General features: G+C 65.5%; 18 protein-coding genes. 14 read left to right on the forward strand and 4 right to left on the reverse strand.

Translation table 11 applies throughout. The features are described 5' to 3' along the window. Positions 1 to 247 precede the first annotated feature (247 nt). Together ACZ1A1_RS13265 and preA are read left to right on the forward strand one after the other, a co-directional pair. A complete protein-coding gene (locus ACZ1A1_RS13265; RefSeq protein ID WP_463620304.1) occupies positions 248 to 1609 on the forward strand; it encodes an NAD(P)-dependent oxidoreductase in 1362 nt (453 codons plus the stop codon). Between the two features lie 12 nt (positions 1610 to 1621). Then, the gene (gene preA, locus ACZ1A1_RS13270; protein ID WP_463620305.1) at positions 1622 to 2935 is read left to right on the forward strand and encodes an NAD-dependent dihydropyrimidine dehydrogenase subunit PreA; all 1314 of its coding nucleotides are present in this window, start codon (positions 1622 to 1624) and stop codon (positions 2933 to 2935) included. Positions 2936 to 3058: 123 nt separating this feature from the next. Here the strand turns inward: preA and ACZ1A1_RS13275 are convergent, their stop codons facing one another. Next, positions 3059 to 3697 (reverse strand): exopolysaccharide biosynthesis protein, encoded by a 639-nt coding sequence (locus tag ACZ1A1_RS13275; RefSeq protein WP_463620306.1) that lies wholly within the window; start codon positions 3695 to 3697, stop codon positions 3059 to 3061. Positions 3698 to 3837: 140 nt separating this feature from the next. Here ACZ1A1_RS13275 and ACZ1A1_RS13280 point away from each other — a divergent pair, with 140 nt between their 5' ends. Then, a complete protein-coding gene (locus ACZ1A1_RS13280; protein WP_463620307.1) occupies positions 3838 to 4767 on the forward strand; it encodes a DMT family transporter in 930 nt (309 codons plus the stop codon). A gap of 79 nt (positions 4768 to 4846) precedes the next feature. Next, on the forward strand, positions 4847 to 6070 hold the full coding sequence (locus ACZ1A1_RS13285) for an OpgC family protein (RefSeq protein ID WP_463620419.1): 1224 nt from the start codon (positions 4847 to 4849) through the stop codon (positions 6068 to 6070). Here the strand turns inward: ACZ1A1_RS13285 and ACZ1A1_RS13290 are convergent. Further along, entirely contained in the window at positions 6051 to 6701 is a 651-nt protein-coding gene (locus ACZ1A1_RS13290) for a TetR family transcriptional regulator C-terminal domain-containing protein (protein WP_119256849.1), read from the reverse strand. The genes ACZ1A1_RS13285 and ACZ1A1_RS13290 overlap by 20 nt on opposite strands. 274 nt (positions 6702 to 6975) lie before the next feature. Between ACZ1A1_RS13290 and ACZ1A1_RS13295 the strand changes: the two genes are divergently transcribed. The 3 genes from ACZ1A1_RS13295 (at position 6976) to ACZ1A1_RS13305 (ending at position 10128) form a co-directional block, all read left to right on the forward strand. Further along, positions 6976 to 8226, forward strand: a complete 1251-nt coding sequence (locus ACZ1A1_RS13295) for a Zn-dependent hydrolase (RefSeq protein ID WP_463620308.1) — start codon at positions 6976 to 6978, stop codon at positions 8224 to 8226. A gap of 73 nt (positions 8227 to 8299) precedes the next feature. Next, on the forward strand, positions 8300 to 9754 hold the full coding sequence (hydA, locus tag ACZ1A1_RS13300; protein WP_463620309.1) for a dihydropyrimidinase: 1455 nt from the start codon (positions 8300 to 8302) through the stop codon (positions 9752 to 9754). Then, positions 9754 to 10128 carry a hypothetical protein gene (locus ACZ1A1_RS13305; protein ID WP_454632123.1) on the forward strand — a complete coding sequence of 125 codons (375 nt, stop codon included), beginning with the start codon at positions 9754 to 9756 and terminating at the stop codon, positions 10126 to 10128. The genes hydA and ACZ1A1_RS13305 overlap by 1 nt, the downstream gene beginning before the upstream one ends. 26 nt (positions 10129 to 10154) lie before the next feature. On the opposite strand, the gene ACZ1A1_RS13310 is transcribed toward ACZ1A1_RS13305, so the two are convergent. Next, positions 10155 to 10568, reverse strand: coding sequence for a cupin domain-containing protein (locus ACZ1A1_RS13310; protein WP_463620310.1), 414 nt, complete (start codon positions 10566 to 10568; stop codon positions 10155 to 10157). Between the two features lie 134 nt (positions 10569 to 10702). On the opposite strand from ACZ1A1_RS13310, the gene ACZ1A1_RS13315 reads away from it, so the two are divergent. From ACZ1A1_RS13315 to ACZ1A1_RS13345, 7 genes are all read left to right on the forward strand, one after another. After that, entirely contained in the window at positions 10703 to 11497 is a 795-nt protein-coding gene (locus ACZ1A1_RS13315) for an ABC transporter ATP-binding protein (protein WP_424547281.1), read from the forward strand. A 41-nt stretch (positions 11498 to 11538) separates the two neighbouring features. Next, positions 11539 to 12423: an ABC transporter permease gene (locus ACZ1A1_RS13320; RefSeq protein WP_119256842.1), complete on the forward strand. Its 885-nt coding sequence runs from the start codon at positions 11539 to 11541 to the stop codon at positions 12421 to 12423. After that, entirely contained in the window at positions 12420 to 13289 is an 870-nt protein-coding gene (locus ACZ1A1_RS13325) for an ABC transporter permease (RefSeq protein WP_415212637.1), read from the forward strand. Before ACZ1A1_RS13320 ends, ACZ1A1_RS13325 begins: the two co-directional genes overlap by 4 nt. 22 nt (positions 13290 to 13311) lie before the next feature. Continuing rightward, on the forward strand, positions 13312 to 14304 hold the full coding sequence (locus ACZ1A1_RS13330; RefSeq protein WP_463620311.1) for an ABC transporter substrate-binding protein: 993 nt from the start codon (positions 13312 to 13314) through the stop codon (positions 14302 to 14304). Positions 14305 to 14650: 346 nt separating this feature from the next. Next, entirely contained in the window at positions 14651 to 15811 is a 1161-nt protein-coding gene (locus tag ACZ1A1_RS13335) for an efflux RND transporter periplasmic adaptor subunit (RefSeq protein ID WP_463620312.1), read from the forward strand. A 121-nt stretch (positions 15812 to 15932) separates the two neighbouring features. Further along, the gene (locus ACZ1A1_RS13340; protein WP_463620313.1) at positions 15933 to 19244 is read left to right on the forward strand and encodes an efflux RND transporter permease subunit; all 3312 of its coding nucleotides are present in this window, start codon (positions 15933 to 15935) and stop codon (positions 19242 to 19244) included. Between the two features lie 154 nt (positions 19245 to 19398). Beyond that, the gene (locus tag ACZ1A1_RS13345; protein ID WP_463620314.1) at positions 19399 to 20082 is read left to right on the forward strand and encodes a Crp/Fnr family transcriptional regulator; all 684 of its coding nucleotides are present in this window, start codon (positions 19399 to 19401) and stop codon (positions 20080 to 20082) included. Here the strand turns inward: ACZ1A1_RS13345 and ureG are convergent, their stop codons facing one another. Further along, on the reverse strand, positions 20083 to 20694 hold the full coding sequence (ureG, locus tag ACZ1A1_RS13350) for an urease accessory protein UreG (RefSeq protein ID WP_463620315.1): 612 nt from the start codon (positions 20692 to 20694) through the stop codon (positions 20083 to 20085). Between the last annotated feature and the right edge of the window lie 89 nt (positions 20695 to 20783).

A 20783-nucleotide genomic window follows, 5' to 3' on the forward strand; every position in this document is an offset into this window, starting at 1 on the left:
GTTCCTTTCCTACGATTTGCTGCATCTTTTCCCCCGGCCTGTCAAACGCCGCGTGATGGCGCAGGAAAGACAGGCAAGGCCGCACGGCTTTATTGACGTCGCAAAAAGATAACCGGATTACTCATGTTTATTTTCGCTGCAACCATTGAAAAACCAGCATTTCTTTTGAAGTTTTACCGTTTGATAAAAAAATAAAGCTGGGTTACCGTTCTCTTATCCAAAAAGCCCACTCGAATGGGAGATAACTATGGGAACGACGCAATCTGGGATTCATCGGGGGCGTCTTGCGCCGGCCGAATACGAGACGAACTTTTCCGACCTCCACCCGCGCCTCGACGACCATGAGGCGCTGGTCGCAGCCGACCGCTGCTACTTCTGCTACGACGCGCCGTGCATGACGGCCTGTCCCACCTCCATCGACATTCCGCTGTTCATCCGCCAGATCTCGACGGGCAACCCGATCGGCTCGGCAAAGACCATCTTCGACCAGAACATCCTCGGCGGCATGTGCGCCCGCGTCTGTCCCACCGAGACGCTCTGCGAGCAGGCCTGCGTGCGCAACACCGCGGAACACCGCCCGGTCGAAATCGGCCGCCTGCAGCGCTACGCCACCGACGTCGCGATGACGGAGAACCAACATTTCTACGAACGCGCGGCGCGCACCGGCAAGGCCGTGGCGGTCGTCGGCGCCGGCCCGGCGGGCCTTGCCTGCGCCCATCGCCTCGCCATGAACGGCCATGACGTCGTGATCTTCGAGGCCCGCGAAAAGGCCGGCGGCCTCAACGAATACGGCATCGCCACCTACAAGGCGGTCGACGATTTCGCCCAGCGCGAGGTCGATTACGTGCTTGCCATCGGCGGCATCGAGGTGAAGAACGGCCTGAAGCTCGGCCGCGACTTCACGCTCGTCGACCTCACCGCCAATTTCGACGCCGTCTTCCTCGGCATGGGCCTTGCCGGCGTCAACGCGCTCGGCGCGGAAGGCGAAAACCTTCCGGGCGTGGTGGATGCCGTCGATTTCATCGCCGAGCTGCGGCAGGCCGAGGACAAGGCGAGCGTGCCGGTCGGCCGGCGCGTCGTCGTCATCGGCGGCGGCATGACGGCCATCGATGCCGCCGTGCAGGCAAAGCTCCTCGGCGCGGAAGAGGTGACGATCTGCTACCGCCGCGGCAAGGAGCACATGAACGCCTCGCCCTTCGAGCAGGACCTCGCCGCCTCCAAGGGCGTGATGATCCGCCACTGGCTCCAGCCGAAGCGCGTCATCGCCCGCGACGGCCATGTCGCCGGCATCGAGGTGGAATATACCGAGATGCGCGACGGCAGGCTCGTCGGCACCGGCGAGACCGGGGCGCTCGCCGCCGACCAGATCTTCAAGGCCATCGGCCAGACCTTCGAGGCGGCCGGGCTCGGCCTGCTCGCCATGGCCGGCAACCGCATCGCCGTCGACGCCGAGGGCCGCACCTCCGTTCCCAATGTCTGGGCCGGCGGCGACTGCGTGAAGGCCGGCGAGGACCTGACGGTCACCTCTGTCGCGCAAGGGCGCGACGCGGCCGATTCGATCAACCGCATGCTGGCTGCCGGCGCGCAGCCTTCCGTTGCCGTCGCTTGAGGGAGATGAGACATGGCTGATCTTCGCAACAACTTCGTCGGCATCAAGTCGCCCAACCCGTTCTGGCTGGCCTCCGCGCCGCCGACCGACAAGGCCTACAATGTCGAGCGCGCCTTCAAGGCGGGCTGGGGCGGCGTGGTCTGGAAGACGCTCGGCGAGGAAGGCCCGCCGGTCGTCAACGTCAACGGCCCGCGCTACGGCGCGATCTGGGGCGCCGACCGCCGCCTCCTCGGCCTCAACAATATCGAGCTCATCACCGACCGCGATCTCTACACGAACCTGATCGAGATGAAGCAGGTCAAGATGAACTGGCCGGACCGGGCGCTGATCGCCTCGATCATGGTGCCCTGCGAGGAGGAGAGCTGGAAGGCGATCCTGCCGCTGGTGGAAGAGACCGGCGCGGACGGCATCGAGCTCAATTTCGGCTGTCCGCACGGCATGTCCGAACGCGGCATGGGCGCGGCGGTCGGGCAGGTGCCGGAATATATCGAGATGGTCGTGCGCTGGTGCAAGCAGTACACCCGCATGCCCGTCATCACCAAGCTGACGCCGAACATCACCGATATCAGGAAGCCCGCCCGCGCGGCCAAGGCCGGCGGCACCGACGCCGTGTCGCTGATCAACACGATCAACTCCATCGTGTCGGTCGACCTCGACAGCTTCGCCCCCAACCCGACGGTCGGCGGCAAGGGCACGCATGGCGGCTATTGCGGCCCGGCGGTGAAACCCATCGCGCTCAACATGGTGGCCGAGATCGCCCGCGACCCGGAAACCTACGGCCTGCCGATCTCCGGCATCGGCGGCGTGACGACCTGGCGGGATGCCGCCGAGTTCCTGGCGCTCGGCGCGGGCAACGTGCAGGTCTGCACGGCGGCCATGACCTACGGCTTCAAGATCGTGCAGGAGATGATCTCCGGCCTTTCCGACTGGATGGACGCCAAGGGCCACCGCAGCCTTGACGACATCTGCGGGCGCGCCGTGCCGAACGTCACCGATTGGCAGTATCTCAACCTCAACTACATCGCGAAAGCCCATATCGACCAGGATGCCTGCATCAAGTGCGGCCGCTGCCACATCGCCTGCGAGGACACCTCGCACCAGGCGATCACGCAGTTCGTCGACGGCGTCCGGCATTTCGAGGTAATGGAGGACGAGTGCGTCGGCTGCAATCTCTGCGTCAACGTCTGCCCGGTCGAGAACTGCATCACCATGGTGGGCCTTGAACCCGGCACGCTCGACCAGCGCACCGGCAAGCCGGTCGATCCGAACTACGCCAACTGGACGACCCATCCGAACAACCCGGCCGCCCGCCAGGCGGCTGAGTAAGCGCCGCACTTGCCTCTCACCCTGACCCACGCGGTCGTTGGTTGGGGAAAACGGTGCGTCATATCCCCTTCTCCCCGCTTGCGGGGAGAAGGTGGCCGGCAGGCCGGATGAGGGGCAGCCCTCTTACCCGAAGGTGTTGAAGCTCTGCCCCGCGCTGTAGGCAAGGAAGGCAAGCGCCGTGAAATAGACGACGGTCAGCGCTACCATCGCGTAGCCGGCGAGCACCACCAGCCCGTCGCGCTGCGAGATGCCGGCGGCGAGCAGCAGGATGGCGACGCCCGGCAGCGTGTTGGAAAAGGGAATGAGCCCGAGCGGCGCCATCAGCAGCAGCCCCGCCCCCATCAGCGCCAGCCCGTTGATCCGGTTCATGACGGCGCCGGTCGTCACCGAGGCGAAGCGCGGCTTGAAGAAGCGGTCGATCCGGCGCAGGAACGTCACGCCGCGCTGGAGCACCGGCCGCAGCCGGCCGCTTTCCAGCCGCCGGTCGGCGACCTTTTCCGGCAGCCAGGGCAGCCGGTTCAGCGTGATCGCCGCGCTGATCAGCACGATGCCCGCACCGAAGACGGTGGAGACGCCGGGGATCGACACGGGAAAGAGGAAGGGCAGCGACAGGAAGGCGCAGAGCAGCAGCAGACCGCTTTCCCCCATCATCGTGAGAAGGTCGCGCAACGTGATGTGCTCGCCCCGGATCGAATGGAGGATGTCCTCGAGCAGTTCGCTCGTCTTGCGGTCCGTATCCTTGAAGCCGATGGCTGCCGTCATGAACTGTCCTTTGCCGTGCCGCGCGTCTGTGGGCGAGGAATGCGGCTTTCCTGTGGGCTCTGGCGCATCCTCTCGCCCGAGGCTATGAGCAGCGGTGCGGGAGGCGGGCAAGCCGCACCGCAGACGATAGGATGATTTTCTTGACGAAGCGTATGCCGGCCCCGGCGGGCCTTTCCACCCACGCCAGGGGCCACGAGAAGCTGAAGGGCCATCTCGCCATGCTGCTCTTCGCCGTGCTGATCGCCGGCTCCTTCTCCTTCGGGGGGCTCGCGGCCCGCTACATGAAGGCCGAGCCGCTGATGCTCTGGCGCTATATCCTGACCATCGTCGTCATGGCCGTGCTCGCCTTCGGCGTCTTCCGCGTGCCCACGGCCCTGCCGAAGCAGGCGTGGCGCTTCCTGCTGCTCGGCGGCCTCATCGCGGCCTACATGCTGACCATGTTCATGGCGCTGGAATTCACCAGCCCCGTCGCCACCGGCGCGGTCTTCACCCTGATGCCGCTGCTGAGCGCCGCCTTCGCGCTGCCGGTGCTCGGCCAGCGCACCAGGCCGGGCGTGCTGGCGGGCCTCATCATCGCCGCCGCGGGCGCGGTCTGGGTGATCTTCCGCGGCAATATCGATGCGATCCTCTCCTTCGATGTCGGCACCGGCGAGATGATCTTCTTCGTCGGCGTCATCTGCCATGCTCTCTATGTGCCGCTGATCCGCCGCTTCGACCGGGGCGAGCACGCCGTCGCCTTCGGCTTCTGGGTCACGGTGGGCGCGACGCTCTGGCTGATACCGCCCGGCATAAGCGGCCTCGTCCAGACCGACTTTTCGGCCCTCCCCCTCACCGTCTATGCCGCCGTCGCCTATCTCGCGGTCGTCACCACGGCCCTCACCTTCCTGCTGCTGCAATATGCCTCGATGCGCCTGCCGGCTTCCAAGCTGCTCGGCTACGGCTACCTGACGCCGAGCTTCATCATCCTGCTGGAAGGCCTGCTCGGCCATGGCTGGGCGAGCCTGCCCGTTCTGGCCGGCGCGCTCGTCACGGCCTGCGGCCTCGCGCTGATGGCTTTCCTGCCCGATTGAATTTTTTTCGGAACGATCCGCCGCTTCATACGTTGCGGCCCCGTTGGGGCGCACCATGAGCAGCGACGGAGTGCGCATTTTGAAGCGATTTGAGATCATCGATGGCATGCGGGGCTATTTCCTCGTCTTCATGCTCATCAACCACCTGATATTCGTCGGCGGCTACTGGATGATGGAAGTGAACCACCGTCAGTTCGCCTTCGTCGAGGACGCGCAGGGCTTCGTCTTCCTCTCGGGTCTGCTGATCGGCATGGTCTATGCCCGCAAGATGCTGAAATACGGCTACGACACCGGTCGCCAGCTCATCCGCAACCGCGCCTTCGAGCTCTACCGCTATGCCATGGGAACGGTGATGGCGGTGCTCGTCGTGCAGATGTTCCTGCCCGACGCCTACCGGCTCTGGTACAACTGGCTCGGCACCACCAATTTCGACGAGCCGCTGCGGCTGGCGGCCATCGCCACCTTCCTCTTCCAGCCGACCTTCATGGATATCCTGCCGCAATATATCGTCTACATGATCTTCGCCCCGCCGCTCGTCTGGCTGTGCCTGCAGGGCAAGTGGGCGCATGTGCTCGCCGGCTCGCTGATCGCCTGGATGGCCGCGCAGCTCGGCCTTCAGCGCTTCGCCACCGAGCCGCTGAACGCCCTCGTCACCGGCGCCGACGGCCAGGGCATCCGCGCCAGCTTCAACATGCTCGGCTGGCAGATCGTCTTCTTCTCCGCCATGGTGATCGGCGTCCTCACCGCGCAAAAGAAGATCGACTGGCAGACCGTCTTTTCGCCGGAGAAGACATTGCTGCCCAAGGCCGCGCTCGCCATCTGCCTGTTCTTCCTGCCGCTGCGTATCGTCACCGCCTGGGACCTGTTGCCGCAAGCCGTGCTCGACAAGTTCGCGACGATGGAGATCCGCGCCGATTTCGGCCCGGTCTACCTCCTCAACTTCGCCGCCGTCGCGACGGGCCTCGCCTGGCTGCTGATCGCCGGCCCGAAGCATCACAATGCCTTCGTCCGCGCGCTTGCCCGCGGTGTGACGGCGGTCTTCACGCTGCGCTTCCTGCGCCTGCTCGGCCGCCATTCGCTGCAGGTCTATGTCTGGCACGTCGCCATCGTCTATGCGGTCTATTATGCGGATGGCCGCACGCCCGAGCTTTCGCAGCTCACCAAGACGACGATCGCGCTCGTCTGCATCGCGCTGCTTCCCCTGCCCGCGCCCTGGCGCGAACGCGATCAGATCGCCGCCGGCCTCTTCGGCCAGACGAAGGCCGAACCGGTGGAAACGAAGTCTAGATCTGCTGCTCGCTGATATTGAGCCCGGCGACGAAAAGCTGTTCGAGGAAGCGCGCCGCATCCTCGAACCGCCCCTCGCCGGACTGCCCCTGCCCGAGCACCGCGCGCACCTGCACGTCGAAGTCGGCATAGTGCTGCGTGGTCGACCAGATGGAGAAGATGAGGTGGTAGGGATCGCATTTGGCGATCTTGCCGGCCTTCGCCCAGCTTCGGATGACCTCCGCCTTCTCGTCCACCAGCGCCTTCAGCGGCCCCTTCAACTCGTCCTCGATATTGGGCGCGCCCTGCAGGATCTCATTGGCGAAGAGCCGGCTTTCGCGCGGAAAATCCCGCGCCATCTCCAGCTTGCGGCGGATGTAGCTGCGGATCTCCGAGACCGGATTGCCGCCCGCGTCGAACTCGCGCAGCGGATCGAGCCAGGTGTCGAGGACGCGGGTGATCAGCGCCCGGTGCATCGCCTCCTTGGTACGGAAATAATAGAGGAGGTTCGGCTTGGACATGCCGGCGACCTCGGCGATCTGGTCCACCGTCGCGCCGCGGAAGCCGTGCAGCGAAAAGACCTCCAGCGCCGCTTCGAGGATCTGCTCTTCCTTGGCTTCCTGGATGCGCGTGCGCCGCTGTGTCCTCGCCGCCCTCGGTAGTGCCATCGTGCCCCCTCGGCGTCCTCCGCTGAGCGGAAAAGTGCCGTCAAATTCACCAGTTTAACCAGCCGCCATTTTCTTGGCGCTCACCAAAGGTTTTTGGTTTTTCGGCTTGAGTGCCGCAACGGAAGCTGTAATGTTTACCAACCGGTCAAATTATCAGACAGTTATCAAGTAAAGGCAACTGCTCTGAACGGACGGCGCAAAAACAACAATCGCGCTGCCGGCCGGTGGGAACAAAATGGGGCCTCAAGAGCCCGAAGACGTGGGAGCATACGACATGGCCGCACCCGGCGAGAACATGCGTGTCAACGCGGACCGCCTGTGGGATTCCCTCATGGACATGGCGAAGATCGGCCCCGGCATCGCCGGCGGCAACAATCGCCAGACGCTGACCGATTCAGACGCCGAGGGCCGGCGCCTCTTCCAGACATGGTGCGACGACGCGGGCCTGACCATGGGCGTCGACACGATGGGCAACATGTTCATGACGCGCGCCGGCACCGATCCGGACGCCCTGCCCGTCTATGTCGGCTCGCATCTCGATACCCAGCCGACGGGCGGCAAATATGACGGCGTGCTCGGCGTGCTTTCCGGCCTGGAGGTCGTGCGCTCGCTGAACGATCTCGGCATCGAAACGAAGCACCCGATCGTCGTCACCAACTGGACGAACGAGGAGGGCGCCCGCTTCGCCCCCGCCATGCTCGCCTCCGGCGTCTTTGCCGGCGTGCACACGCAGGACTACGCCTATGGCCGCAAGGACCCGGAAGGCAAGAGCTTCGGCGACGAGCTGAAGCGCATCGGCTGGGTCGGCGACGAAGAGGTCGGCGCGCGCAGGATGCACGCCTATTTCGAATATCACATCGAGCAGGGACCGATCCTCGAAGCCGAGAAGAAGGAGATCGGCGTCGTCACCCACTGTCAGGGCCTGTGGTGGCTGGAATTCACGCTGACCGGCCGCGAGGCGCATACCGGCTCGACGCCGATGGCGATGCGCGTCAATGCCGGCCTTGCCATGGCGCGCATCCTCGAAATGGTGCAGACGGTCGCCATGGAGAACCAGCCGGGCGCCGTCGGCGGCGTCGGCCAGGTGTTCTTCTCGCCGAATTCCCGCAACGTGCTGCCCGGCAGGGTCGTCTTCACCGTCGACATCCGCTCGCCCGACCAGAAGAAGCTCGACGGCATGCGCGCCCGCATCGAGGCGGAAGCCCCGAATATCTGCGAGGCGCTCGGCGTCGGCTGTTCCGTCGAGGCGGTCGGCCATTTCGACCCCGTCACCTTCGACCCGACGCTGGTCGCAACCGTGCGCAAGGCCGCCGAAGACCTCGGCTATAGCCACATGAACATCATCTCCGGCGCCGGCCACGACGCCTGCTGGGCCGCGAAGGTCGCCCCCGCCACCATGATCATGTGCCCCTGCGTCGGCGGCCTCTCGCACAACGAGGCGGAGGACATCTCGAAGGAATGGGCCGCCGCCGGCGCGGACGTGCTGCTCCATGCGGTGATCGAGACGGCGGGCATCGCCGAGTGATCCTCAGCCGCCCGGCTGGCCGGGCGGCTCCACGCGTTGCGTGCACGAAAATCAAGACAGGGAACGGACCAACATGAGCACAGTCATCAAGGGCGGTACCATTGTCACCGCCGACCTGACCTACAAGGCGGACGTCAAGATCGAGGGCGGGAAGATCGTCGGGATCGGCCCGGACCTTTCCGGCGACGAGGTGCTGGATGCGGCGGGCTGTTATGTCATGCCGGGCGGCATCGATCCGCATGTGCATCTCGAAATGCCCTTCATGGGCACCTATTCGGCCGACGATTTCGAGAGCGGCACGCGGGCCGGCCTTGCCGGCGGCACGACCATGGTGGTCGATTTCTGCCTGCCCGATCCCGGCCAGTCGCTGCTCGACGCCTTGAAGCGCTGGGACAACAAGTCGACCCGCGCCAATTGCGACTACTCCTTCCACATGTCCGTGACCTGGTGGGGCGAGCAGGTCTTCAACGAGATGAAGACCGTCGTCGAGGAAAAGGGCATCAACACCTTCAAGCACTTCATGGCCTACAAGGGCGCGCTGATGGTGAACGACGACGAGATGTTCGCCTCGTTCCAGCGCTGCGCCGCACTCGGCGCGCTGCCGCTCGTCCATGCGGAGAACGGCGACGTTGTCGCCGCCATGCAGCAGAAGCTGATGGACGAGGGCAACAACGGGCCGGAAGGCCACGCCTATTCCCGCCCGCCCTCCGTCGAGGGCGAGGCGACGAACCGCGCCATCATCATCGCCGACATGGCGGGTGCCCCGCTCTATGTCGTGCACACCTCCTGCGAACAATCGCACGAGGCGATCCGCCGCGCCCGGCAGAACGGCATGCGCGTCTATGGCGAGCCGCTGATCCAGCACCTGACGCTGGACGAGAGCGAATATTTCGACAAGGACTGGGACCACGCCGCCCGCCGCGTCATGAGCCCGCCCTTCCGCAACAGGCAGCACCAGGATTCGCTCTGGGCCGGCCTTGCCAGCGGCTCGCTGCAGGTGGTGGCGACCGACCACTGCGCCTTCACGACCGAGCAGAAGCGCACCGGCATCGGCGATTTCCGCAAAATCCCGAACGGCACCGGGGGCCTGGAAGACCGCATGCCGATGCTCTGGACGCACGGCGTCAACACCGGCCGCCTCACCATGAACGAGTTCGTCGCCGTTACCTCCACCAATATCGCCAAGATCCTCAATGTCTATCCGCGCAAGGGTGCGATCCTCGTCGGCGCCGATGCCGATATCGTCGTCTGGGATCCGAAGCGCAGCAAGACCATCTCGGCGAAGAACCAGCAATCCTCCATCGAATACAACGTCTTCGAGGGCAAGGACGTGACCGGCCTGCCGCGCTACACGCTGACGCGCGGCGTCGTCGCCGTCGAGGAGAGCACGGTCAAGACCCGCGAGGGCCACGGCCAGTTCGTCAGGCGTGAGCCCTTCACGGCGGTCAACAAGGCGCTCTCCACCTGGAAGGAGATCACCGCGCCGCGCAAGGTGGAGCGCAGCGGCATTCCGGCGAGCGGCGTCTGATGGGCGCCGGCCGTTCGCTTCCCGCTCTTTTCCTCGGCATCCTCCTCGCCGGTCCGGCGGGGGCTGCGGCCGTGGTCGACGGCAACTATGGCGACAAGGAAGGCTGCCTCTATTCCGAAACCGGCGAATCCTCGGGCAGCGACATCTTCTTCCTTCTCAACAGGGAAGGCGTGACCACCGCCGTCTCCTACTGCGCCTTCAAGGGCGACGGCCGGAAGGTGGGCGGCGCGACGGTGATATCCGCCGAATGCCACGAGGAGGGTTCGACCGAGGCGACGCCCTACGAGATGACGCTGACGCCGGACCATGGCGGCTACACGGTCGGCTTTGCCGACGGCACGCGCTGGGGGCCGCTGATGCGGTGCAAGAAGTGACGGGTGGGCATCCGGCATATAGACGCCTACGCGGGAATCAGCGCATCGAGATGCGGCAGAAGCACCACGCTCTCCTGCTCGTGGGGATCTGTCCGGGCGACGACGGCGCAGACCGGCCCGTCGGAGAGATTGGCGGGAAGATGTGGCACGCCGGCGGGGATGTAAAACATCTCGCCCGCCCTGACGATCACATGGTTCTCCAGCCGCGGGCCGTACCAGGTATGCGCCTCGCCGGAGAGCACGTAGATCGCCGTTTCGTGGCTCTCGTGCAGATGCGCCTTCGCCCGGCCGCCGGGCGGGATCGTCAGCAGATGCATGCAGATGCCGGAGGCGCCCACCGTCTCGCGGGCAATGCCCTCGAAATAGCTGAACCCCTGCTTTCCATCATAGGTTCCGCCCGGGCGCACCACCCGGCATTCGGCCGTCGTTTCCACCGCCATCGTCTCCTCCACCGATCCCAGCGTGAGAATTCCGTGCCTAAAGTGATACTGCAGACAATGCCGATTGCAATGCCGGGAACGGACATGCAGTCTGCCGAAAACCGCGCCCTTGCAGGTGCCGAAAGATGACCCGTATGTCCTCGTCCGATACCGTCGTCTCCGCGAAAGATCTCGGCCTGACCTTCCAGACGGCCGATGGCCCCGTCACGGCGCTTTCCGACGTCAACCTTTCCGTCGAGAAGGGCGATTTCGTCTCCTTCATCGGCCCGTCCGGCTGCGGCAAGACGACGTTCCTGCGCGTCATCGCCGATCTCGAGAAGCCGACATCGGGCGCGATCACCGTCAACGGCATGACGCCGGAGGAAGCCCGCCGGCACCGCGCCTACGGCTATGTCTTCCAGGCCGCCGCGCTCTATCCCTGGCGCACCATCGAGAACAACGTCGCCCTGCCGCTTGAAATCATGGGCTATTCGAAGGAGGACCGGAAGGCGCGCATCGAACGCACCCTCGATCTCGTCAACCTTTCGGGCTTCGGCAAGAAATACCCCTGGCAGCTTTCGGGTGGCATGCAGCAGCGCGCCTCCATCGCCCGGGCGCTGGCCTTCGACGCCGATCTCCTGCTGATGGACGAACCCTTCGGCGCGCTCGACGAGATCGTCCGCGACCATCTCAACGAGCAGCTCCTGAAGCTCTGGGCCGCGACGCGCAAGACCATCTGCTTCGTCACGCACTCGATCCCCGAGGCCGTCTATCTCTCGACGAAGATCGTCGTCATGAGCCCCCGCCCCGGCCGCGTCACCGACGTGATCGAATCCCCGCTGCCGAAGGACCGCCCGCTCGGCATCCGCGAGACGCCGGAATTCCTGGAGATCGCGCATCGGGTGCGCGAGGGGCTTCGCGCCGGACACAGCTACGAGGAGCACGCCTGATGACGTTCTCCTCCATCCCCTCCCCGTCGCGGAGCTGACCCATGGAACAGGCAAGTTTCCTTCGCGACCGCCTGCTTCCGATAGGCACCGTCCTTATCGCCCTCATCGCGCTCTGGTATGTCTTCTCCGCCGTGCTCAACGCGCCCTTCGAGCGCGATACGGCGGCGCGGGCCGGGGGGACGATCGGCTTCATGGAGCTGCTGCCGAAGACCATGGCGCAGGAGCGTCCGGTGCTGCCGGCGCCGCATCAGGTCTTCGCCGAGCTCTGGGACACCACCGTCAACAAGGCGATCACCTCCAAGCGCAGCCTCGTCTATCATGCCTGGGTCACGCTGTCGGCGACGCTGCTCGGCTTCGCCATGGGGGCCCTGCTCGGCATCCTGCTCGCCATCGCCATCGTGCACAACCGCGCCATGGACCGCTCGCTGATGCCCTGGGTCATCGCCAGCCAGACCATCCCCATCCTCGCCATCGCGCCGATGATCATCGTCGTGCTGAACGCCATCGGCATATCGGGCCTGATGCCGAAGGCGCTGATCTCGACCTACCTTTCGTTCTTCCCCATCGTCGTCGGCATGGTGAAGGGGTTGCGCAGCCCCGAGCAGATCCAGCTCGACCTGATGCACACCTACAATGCCTCCCCGGCGCAGACCTTCTGGAAACTGCGCTGGCCGGCGTCCATGCCGTACCTCTTCACCTCGCTGAAGGTGGCGGTCGCCATCTCGCTCGTCGGGGCAATCGTTGGCGAACTGCCGACGGGCGCCGTCGCCGGCCTCGGCGCGCGCCTCCTCGCCGGCTCCTACTACGGCCAGACGGTGCAGATCTGGGCGGCGCTCTTCATGGCGGCGGGCGTTGCGGCGCTGCTCGTCATCATCGTCGGCATCGCGCACAATCTCGTCCTCAAGCGCATGGGGGCACGGGCATGAATGCATCGATCCTGATCGCTGCCGTCGTCTTCTGGCTCGCCGCCTGGGCGTTCAACGAATGGCTGGTGCGCCGGAAATTCTACAATCCCGTCGCCGACCGCGCCGCACGCCTCGCCGTGCCGCTGATCTTCGGCGCCACCATCCTCGTGCTCTGGGAGGGCATCGTCCGGGGCTTCAACGTCCCCTCCGTCCTGCTGCCGCCGCCGAGCATGATCTGGACGCGGCTCATCGGCTCCGTGCCGACGCTCTGGGCGGATTTCCGCCAGACCTTCCTGAAATCCGTGCTGGTCGGCTACGCGCTCGGCTGCGGCCTCGGCTTCCTCGTCGCCATCCTCATCGACCGCTCGCCCTTCCTGCAGAAGGGCCTGCTGCCGCTCGGCAATTTCGTCTCTGCCCTGCCGGTCATCGGCGTCGCGCCCATCATGGTCATGTGGTTCGGCTTCGACTGGCAGTCGAAGGTCGCCGTCGTCGTCATCATGACCTTCTTCCCCATGCTGGTGAACACCGTGTCCGGCCTTGCCGCCACCAGCCACATGGAGCGCGACCTGATGCGCACCTATGCCGCCGACTGGTTCCAGACGCTGGTGAAATTGCGCCTGCCGGCCGCCTGGCCCTTCATCTTCAATGCCCTCAAGATCAATTCCACGCTGGCCCTCATCGGCGCCATCGTGGCCGAGTTCTTCGGAACGCCCATCGTCGGCATGGGTTTCCGGATCTCCACGGAAGTGGGCCGCATGAATGTCGACATGGTCTGGGCCGAAATCGCGGTCGCCGCGGTGGCTGGCTCCCTATTCTACGGGATCGTCGCGCTTATCGAGCGGGTCGTCACGTTCTGGCATCCGTCTGTCCGCGGTGGACAGGCGTAACAAGAAGAAAGAGGGAACTGACATGAAAACGAAGATCGCATCGCTGCTGATGGCAAGCGCCTTCTCGCTTGCCGCGTTCCAGGCCGGGGCCGCCGACAAGGTCGTCCTCCAGCTCAAATGGGTGACCCAGGCCCAGTTCGGCGGCTACTACGTCGCGAAGGACAAGGGCTTCTACGAGGAAGAGGGCCTCGACGTCGAGATCAAGCCGGGCGGCCCGGACATCGCCCCCGCGCAGGTGATCGCCGGCGGCGGCGCCGATGTCATCGTCGACTGGATGCCCTCGGCGCTGGCAACGCGCGAGAAGGGCGTGCCGCTCGTCAACATCGCCCAGCCCTACAAGTCCTCGGGCATGATGCTGACCTGTCTGAAGGAATCCGGCGTCAAGGGCCCGGACGACTTCAAGGGCAAGACGCTCGGCGTCTGGTTCTTCGGCAACGAATATCCCTTCCTCTCCTGGATGGCGCATCTGAAGATCCCGACCGAGGGCGGGCCGGACGGCGTGACCGTCCTCAAGCAGGGCTTCAACGTCGACCCGCTGATCCAGAAGCAGGCCGCCTGCATCTCGACCATGACCTACAACGAATACGGCCAGGTGCTCGATGCCGGCATCAAGCCGGAGGATCTCGTCACCTTCAAATATGAGGACCAGGGCGTCGCGACGCTGGAAGACGGCCTCTACGTGCTGGAGGACAAGCTCAAGGACCCGGCCTTCAAGGAGAAGATGGTCAAGTTCGTGCGCGCCTCCATGAAGGGCTGGAAATATGCCGAGGAGCACCCGGACGAGGCCGCCGAGATCGTCCTGGAGAACGACTCGACCGGCGCGCAGACCGAGGCGCACCAGAAGTTCATGATGGGCGAGGTCATCAAGCTGACCGCCGGCTCCAACGGCGCGCTCGACGAGGCCGACTACAAGCGCACCGTGGAATCGCTGCTCGCCGGTGGCTCCGATCCGGTCATCTCCAAGGAGCCGGAGGGCGCCTGGACGCACGAGATCACCGACGAAGCGCTCAAGTAATCAGTGACTTGCCGGATGCTTGCGACGTGCGGGGCCCTGCGCCCCGCACGTTTCGTTTCGGCGATACCGCCCGCGCACGCTCACCGTCATCGAAATGCCAAACGCCTAAAATAATGAGGCACCATTTCGTTACCCCTTGTAAGCGCGGGAAACGCCAATTACATAGACCGCGCAGTTGGAACTTGGAGAGGCCGGGAGCCGTTCCGCGTCGCCATACTGGCAGGAATAAGTCCGGCATAATCACAAGAAGAGCGCCCGGACGAAGATCATAAAGTCATGCTTTTGGAAAGTTCGGCCTATGGCTTCTGGACACAGGACAGTTCTCTCTTTTTCCGTCGCTGCATTCATGACGGTCATGCCCGCCCTCGCCTTCGCCGCCGATGCGGCGACGGGTGATGCCGCCGGGCAGGAACAGACGCAAAATCTTCCGGCAATCGTCGTCACCGCCGCTGAAAAGCGCCCCGTCGTCGACCGCGTGATCGCCACCGGCACCGTCCAGGCGGTGGAGGAGGTCTATGTGACGCCGCTCGTCGATGGCCTCTCCATCCGCACGCTCGCCGCCGATGTCGGCGACCGGGTGGAAGAGAACGGCACGCTGGCGACGCTCAACGACGACGCGCTCGTCCTGCAGAAGAGCCAGACCGAAGCCTCGCTTGCCAAGGCGAACGCCGCCCTCGCGCAGATCAAGGCCCAGCTCGTCGAGGCGAAGGCCAATGCGGACGAGGCCGTGCGCGCCCGCGACCGCGCCCAGCGCCTCGTCAAGTCCGGCTCGCAGTCGCAGGCGAATGCCGATCAGGCGCTTGCCGCCGCCGACGCCGCGCTCGCCCGCGTCAATTCCGCCGAACAGGCGATCGCCGTCTCCGAGGCCGACATCAAGGTGGCCCAGTCGCAGATCGACGACATCGACCTGAAGCTTGCCCGCACCGCCGTCAAGTCGCCGGTCGCCGGCGTGGTTTCTGCCCGCACGGCCAAGATCGGCGCGATCGCCAGCGGCGCCTCCTCCCCGCTCTTCACCGTCATCCGCGACGGGGCCATCGAACTGAAGGCCGACGTCTCGGAAGATGCGATCCTCAAGCTCGCCCCGGGGCAGAAGGCGACCGTCTCGCTCGCCGGCGGCGCGGCGAAACTCAAGGGCGACGTGCGCCTCGTCGAGCCGACGCTCGATGCGCAAAGCCGGCTCGGCCGCGTCTATATCCGCTTCGACGAACCGGGCAAGGCGCGCGCCGGCATGTTCGCGAGCGCGGAGATCGTCATCGAGGAACGGCAGGGCATCGTCCTGCCGCTTTCCGCCATCACGACGGCGGACGGCAAGACGGTGGCCCGCAGGGTCGAGAACGGCGTGGTGAAGCTGGTTCCGGTGGAAACCGGCATCCAGGACGGCCAGGTGATCGAGATCGTCAGCGGCCTTGCGGCCGGCGACGAGGTGGTCGCCAAGGCCGGCGCCTATGTGCGCGACGGCGACCGCATCAACCCGGTCCATGCCGAGGAAGCCTCGGCCACGAAATGACGGGAGGCCCCGCAGGTCGCGGGGCTGCGATGCCGGGCTGGGGCGCCCGGCGGCATGACGGACGGTCCGGGGCGGATCGATCCGAGGGAACGTCCGGTCTCGCAAAGAGGATTTTGGGGACATGAATTTTTCAGCCTGGTCCATTCGCAATCCGATTGCGCCGCTGCTCGCGTTTTTCCTGCTGCTCTATGTCGGCATCCAGTCGTTCTATTCGCTGCCGATCACGCGGTTCCCGAATATCGACGTGCCCGTCGTCGCCATTTCCGTGACGCAGAGCGGCGCCGCGCCGGCCGAGCTCGAGGTGCAGGTCACCAAGGAGATCGAGGACGCGGTCGCCGGCATCGAGGGCGTCAAGGACATCATGTCCACCGTCACCGACGGCAGCTCCGTCACCTCGGTGCTCTTCGAGATCGAGAAGCCGACCAACCAGGCGCTGCAGGACGTCAAGGACGCGATCGACCGCATCCGCAGCGACCTGCCGGCCTCCATCGAGGAGCCGGTCGTCACCAAGATCGACGTCGAGGGCCAGGCGATCCAGACCTTCGCCGTCTCCTCGCCCAACATGACGCTGGAAGAGCTGTCCTGGTTCGTCGACGACAAGGTCAAGCGCGCCCTGCAGGGCCAGCCCGGCATCGGCAAGATCGACCGCTTCGGCGGCGCCGACCGCGAGGTGCGCGTCGACCTCAATCCCGACAAGCTGGAATCCTTCGGCGTTTCCGCCGCAGACGTGAACCGGCAGATCCGCAGCATGAATGCGGATGCCGGCTCCGGCCGCGGCCAGATCGCCGGCGCCGAACAGGCGATCCGCACGCTGGGCGATGCCCGCTCGGTGGAAAAGCTCACCAACACGATGATCGCGCTGCCGAACGGCCGCTTCGTGCGGCTCTCCGAGCTCGGCAGGATCACCGACACCTATGAGGAGCCGCGCTCCTTCTCGCGCTTCAACGGCACCCCGGTCGTGACCTTCGCGGTCTTCCGCTCCAAGGGCGCCAGCGAGGTGACGGTGGCCGAATCCGTCGCCAAATCGCTCGAAAAGGTACGCACGCAATATCCGAGCGTCTCCATCGAGCTGGTGGACGATTCCGTCTACTTCACCTACGGCAACTACGAGGCGGCGCTTCACACGCTGATGGAGGGCGCGCTGCTCGCCGTCATCGTCGTGTTCCTCTTCCTGCGCAACTGGCGGGCGACGCTGATTTCCGCGGTGGCGCTGCCGCTGTCGGCAATCCCCACCTTCTTCGTCATGGACCTTCTCGGCTTCTCGCTGAACCTCGTCTCGTTCCTGGCGCTGACGCTGGCGACCGGCATCCTCGTCGACGACGCCATCGTGGAGATCGAGAACATCGCGCGGCATATCCGCATGGGCAAGACGCCCTACCGGGCCGCCATCGAGGCCGCCGACGAGATCGGCCTTGCCGTCATCGCGACGACCTTCACCATCATCGCGGTCTTCGTGCCGGTCTCCTTCATGCCGGGCATTCCGGGCCAGTATTTCATCCAGTTCGGCCTGACGGTCGCCGTCGCCGTGTTCTTCTCGCTCATGGTGGCGCGCCTCATCACGCCCGTCATGGCTGCCTATCTCATGCGCTCCGGCGATGCGGACGGCCATGGCGAGGAGAAGGAAGGCGCCTTCATGCGCTTCTACACCTGGCTCGTCAGCAAGACGACGAGCAGGTGGTATGCCCGCTATGCGACGCTGCTTGCGGCCATCGCCTTCCTCGTCGCCTCCGTCGCCCTGCTCTCAACCGTGCCCGGCAGCTTCCTGCCGCCGGAAGACGCCTCGCGCGTCGTGCTCTCGGTCGAGCTTCCGCCCGATGCCATGCTGGACGACACGGATCGCACCACGACGCAGATCTACGACCGCATCAAGAACATCGACGGCGTGCAGAGCGTCTTCGTGCTCGGCGGCTCCTCGCCGAAGGGCGACCTGGAACTGCGCCGCGCCTCCGTCACCGTCATCCTCGACAAGCTGGAGCATTCGCTCACCCACAAGCTGGTGAACGACGTGCTGGGCCGCATCCCCTTCATCGGCCCGCATCTGCCGAAGCTGGAAGCCGAGGGCCGCCTGCGGCCGCAATGGGATATCGAGAAGGAGCTCTTCGCGACCCTGCGCGACATTCCCGACGTGCGCATCATCAAGCTCAACGACCGCGGCGAGCGGGACCTTGCCTTCAACCTGCTCTCCAACGACGAGGCGGCCCTCAACGACACCGTCGCGGTGCTGGAATCCAGGCTGCGCGCCGATCCGCTGCTCGCCAATGTCAGCTCGGAAGGCTCGCTGCCGCGGCCGGAGCTGCAGATCCGCCCGCGCGACGACCAGATGGCCCGCCTCGGCATCACCACGGCGCAGATCGCCGAGGTCGTGCGCGTCGCCACCATCGGCGACATCGACTCCCAGCTCAGCAAGGTCTCGCTCGACGACCGCCTCATTCCGATCCGCGTTCAGGTCGACCGCAGCTTCCGCACCGACCTTGCCGCCATCCGCAACCTGAAGATCCAGACGGCGGCCGGCCAGTTCGTGCCGCTCTCCTCGGTCGCCGACATCGACTATTCGGAAGGTCCGAGCTCGGTGAAGCGGCATGACCGCAACCGCGTCGTCTCCATCGGCTCCGACCTTAGGCAGGGCGTCGCCCTCGACACGGCGACCGCCCGCTTCAAGGAGATCGCCTCCGGCATCGACATGCCGCCGACCGTCCAGTTCGCCGAAAGCGGCGACGCAGAGGTGCAGGCGGAGATGCAGCAGTCCTTCGGCAACGCCATGCTGCTCGGCCTGCTCCTGGTGCTGATGGTGCTGATCCTGCTCTTCAAGGACGTGATCCAGCCCTTCACCATCATCCTCTCGCTGCCGCTCGCCATCGGCGGCGTGGCGGCGGGCCTCATCCTGACGCAGAACGCGCTCTCCATGCCCGTCCTCATCGGCATCCTGATGCTGATGGGCATCGTGACGAAGAACGCCATCCTGCTCGTCGACTTCGCCATCGAGATGATGCACCACGGCATGGAGCGGGTGCATGCGATGATCGAGGCCGGCCGCAAGCGCGCCCGCCCGATCGTCATGACCTCCATCGCCATGTCGGCCGGCATGCTGCCCTCGGCGCTCGGCGTCGGCGAAGGCGGCTCGTTCCGCTCGCCCATGGCGATCGCGGTGATCGGCGGCATCATCGTCTCGACGGTGCTCTCGCTCGTCGTCGTGCCGTCCTTCTTCCTCATCATGGACGACGTCTCGCGCTTCCTCGGCTGGCTCTTCGGCCGCTTCGTCGGCAGGAAGGATGACGAGCAGCTCGCCATGAAGCCGGAAGCCCTCACCCGCCTTGCCGACCAGACCGCCCGCGACGTCGCCGATCTCGAAAAGCGGATCGACACGCTCGAAAGGAAGAACGGCGAGCGCAAGCCCTTCAGCGTGGTGCATCACTCGCCGCTCGCGGCCGAATAGGCACCGCCCATCGCAATAAAACGGCCGGCCCGCGCAAATGCGGGCCGGCCGTTTTGTTGTTCTTTGATCGAAATCAAGCAAGCCTGGCCGAACCTCGACTATCGTTCTTGCATCCAAGACCACAGGATGCCTGCGGGAGCACGGAGTGAGATCGATGAACAGGCTGATGAAACCCGGTGCACGGGAACGCGAAACGCTGCTGAACGCCGGCCTTCTTTCCATGCTCGGCGTGGAGAGCGTCGCGGTGATGATGGAGATCGCGGTGATCGGCAACCTGCCGGCGCGCCAGATGCTGTTCCGCGAGGGCGAGCCCGCCGACATGCTGCATTGCGTGCTCTCGGGCTATATCCGCGTCTACAAGCTCGACCCCGACGGGCGCGAGGCCGATGTGGAACTCTACGGCCCCGGCGACGTGGTCGGCGCCAGCGTCGTGCTGGAAGGCGGACGCTACCCGGCCACCGCGCAGGCGGCGGAACCGTCCCTCATCGCCCGCTTCGACCTGAAGCGCGTGCGCGACATCGCCGCCCGCCGGCCCGATCTTGCCATGGCGCTGGCCGCCACCCTTTCCAGCCAGCTCGGCCGGGCCTTCGCAAGCCTTTCCGACGACCGGCTGCACACCGCGCCGCAACGCGTCGCGCGCTACCTGCTCTCCCATTGCTCGGTGGACGGCAAGCCTTCCAGCTTCCGCCTGCCCTACCAGAAGAGCCTGCTTGCCGGAAAGCTCGGCCTTGCGCCGGAAGCGCTTTCCCGCGCCTTCTCGCTGCTGCGCGGCCACGGCGTCAGCGTGCGCGGCCGCCTCGTCCATATAGGCGATCCCGAGGCATTGCGGCGCGTCTGATCAGAGCCCGCCCTCGACCCTGAGGAAATCGACGATCCGGTCGACCCCTTCGCCGCGCTTCATGTCGGAGAAGACGAAAGGACGCGCCGCGCGCATGCGCCCGGCATCCCGCTCCATCACGTCGAGATCGGCGCCGACATGCGGCGCGAGGTCCTTCTTGTTGATGACGAGAAGGTCGGAGCGCGTGATGCCCGGCCCGCCCTTGCGCGGGATCTCCTCGCCCTGGCAGACCGAGATGACATAGATCGTCAGGTCCGCAAGGTCCGGCGAGAAGGTTGCCGCCAGATTGTCGCCGCCCGATTCGATGAAGACCACGTCGAGATCGGGAAAGCGCCGGTTGAGATCGGCGATGGCCTGGAGATTGATCGAGGCGTCCTCGCGGATCGCCGTGTGCGGGCAGCCACCCGTCTCCACGCCGACGATGCGGTCTGAGGAAAGCGCCTGCATGCGCACCAGCGCCTCGGCATCCTCCTTGGTGTAGATGTCGTTGGTGACGACCGCCACGGAATAGTGCTCGCGCATCGCCTTGCAGAGCTTTTCCGTCAGCGCCGTCTTGCCCGAGCCCACGGGACCGCCGATGCCGACGCGCAGGGGACCGTTCTTCGATGTCATTCCCAACCTCCGGAAAGTCCGGAGCGGCCGGCCGGGATCGCCGCCGCTCCTTCGTTGAAAATCTGCGCTCCGGCGGAGCGGACCGCAAG

Source organism: Shinella sp. R2-11 (genome assembly GCF_055330205.1).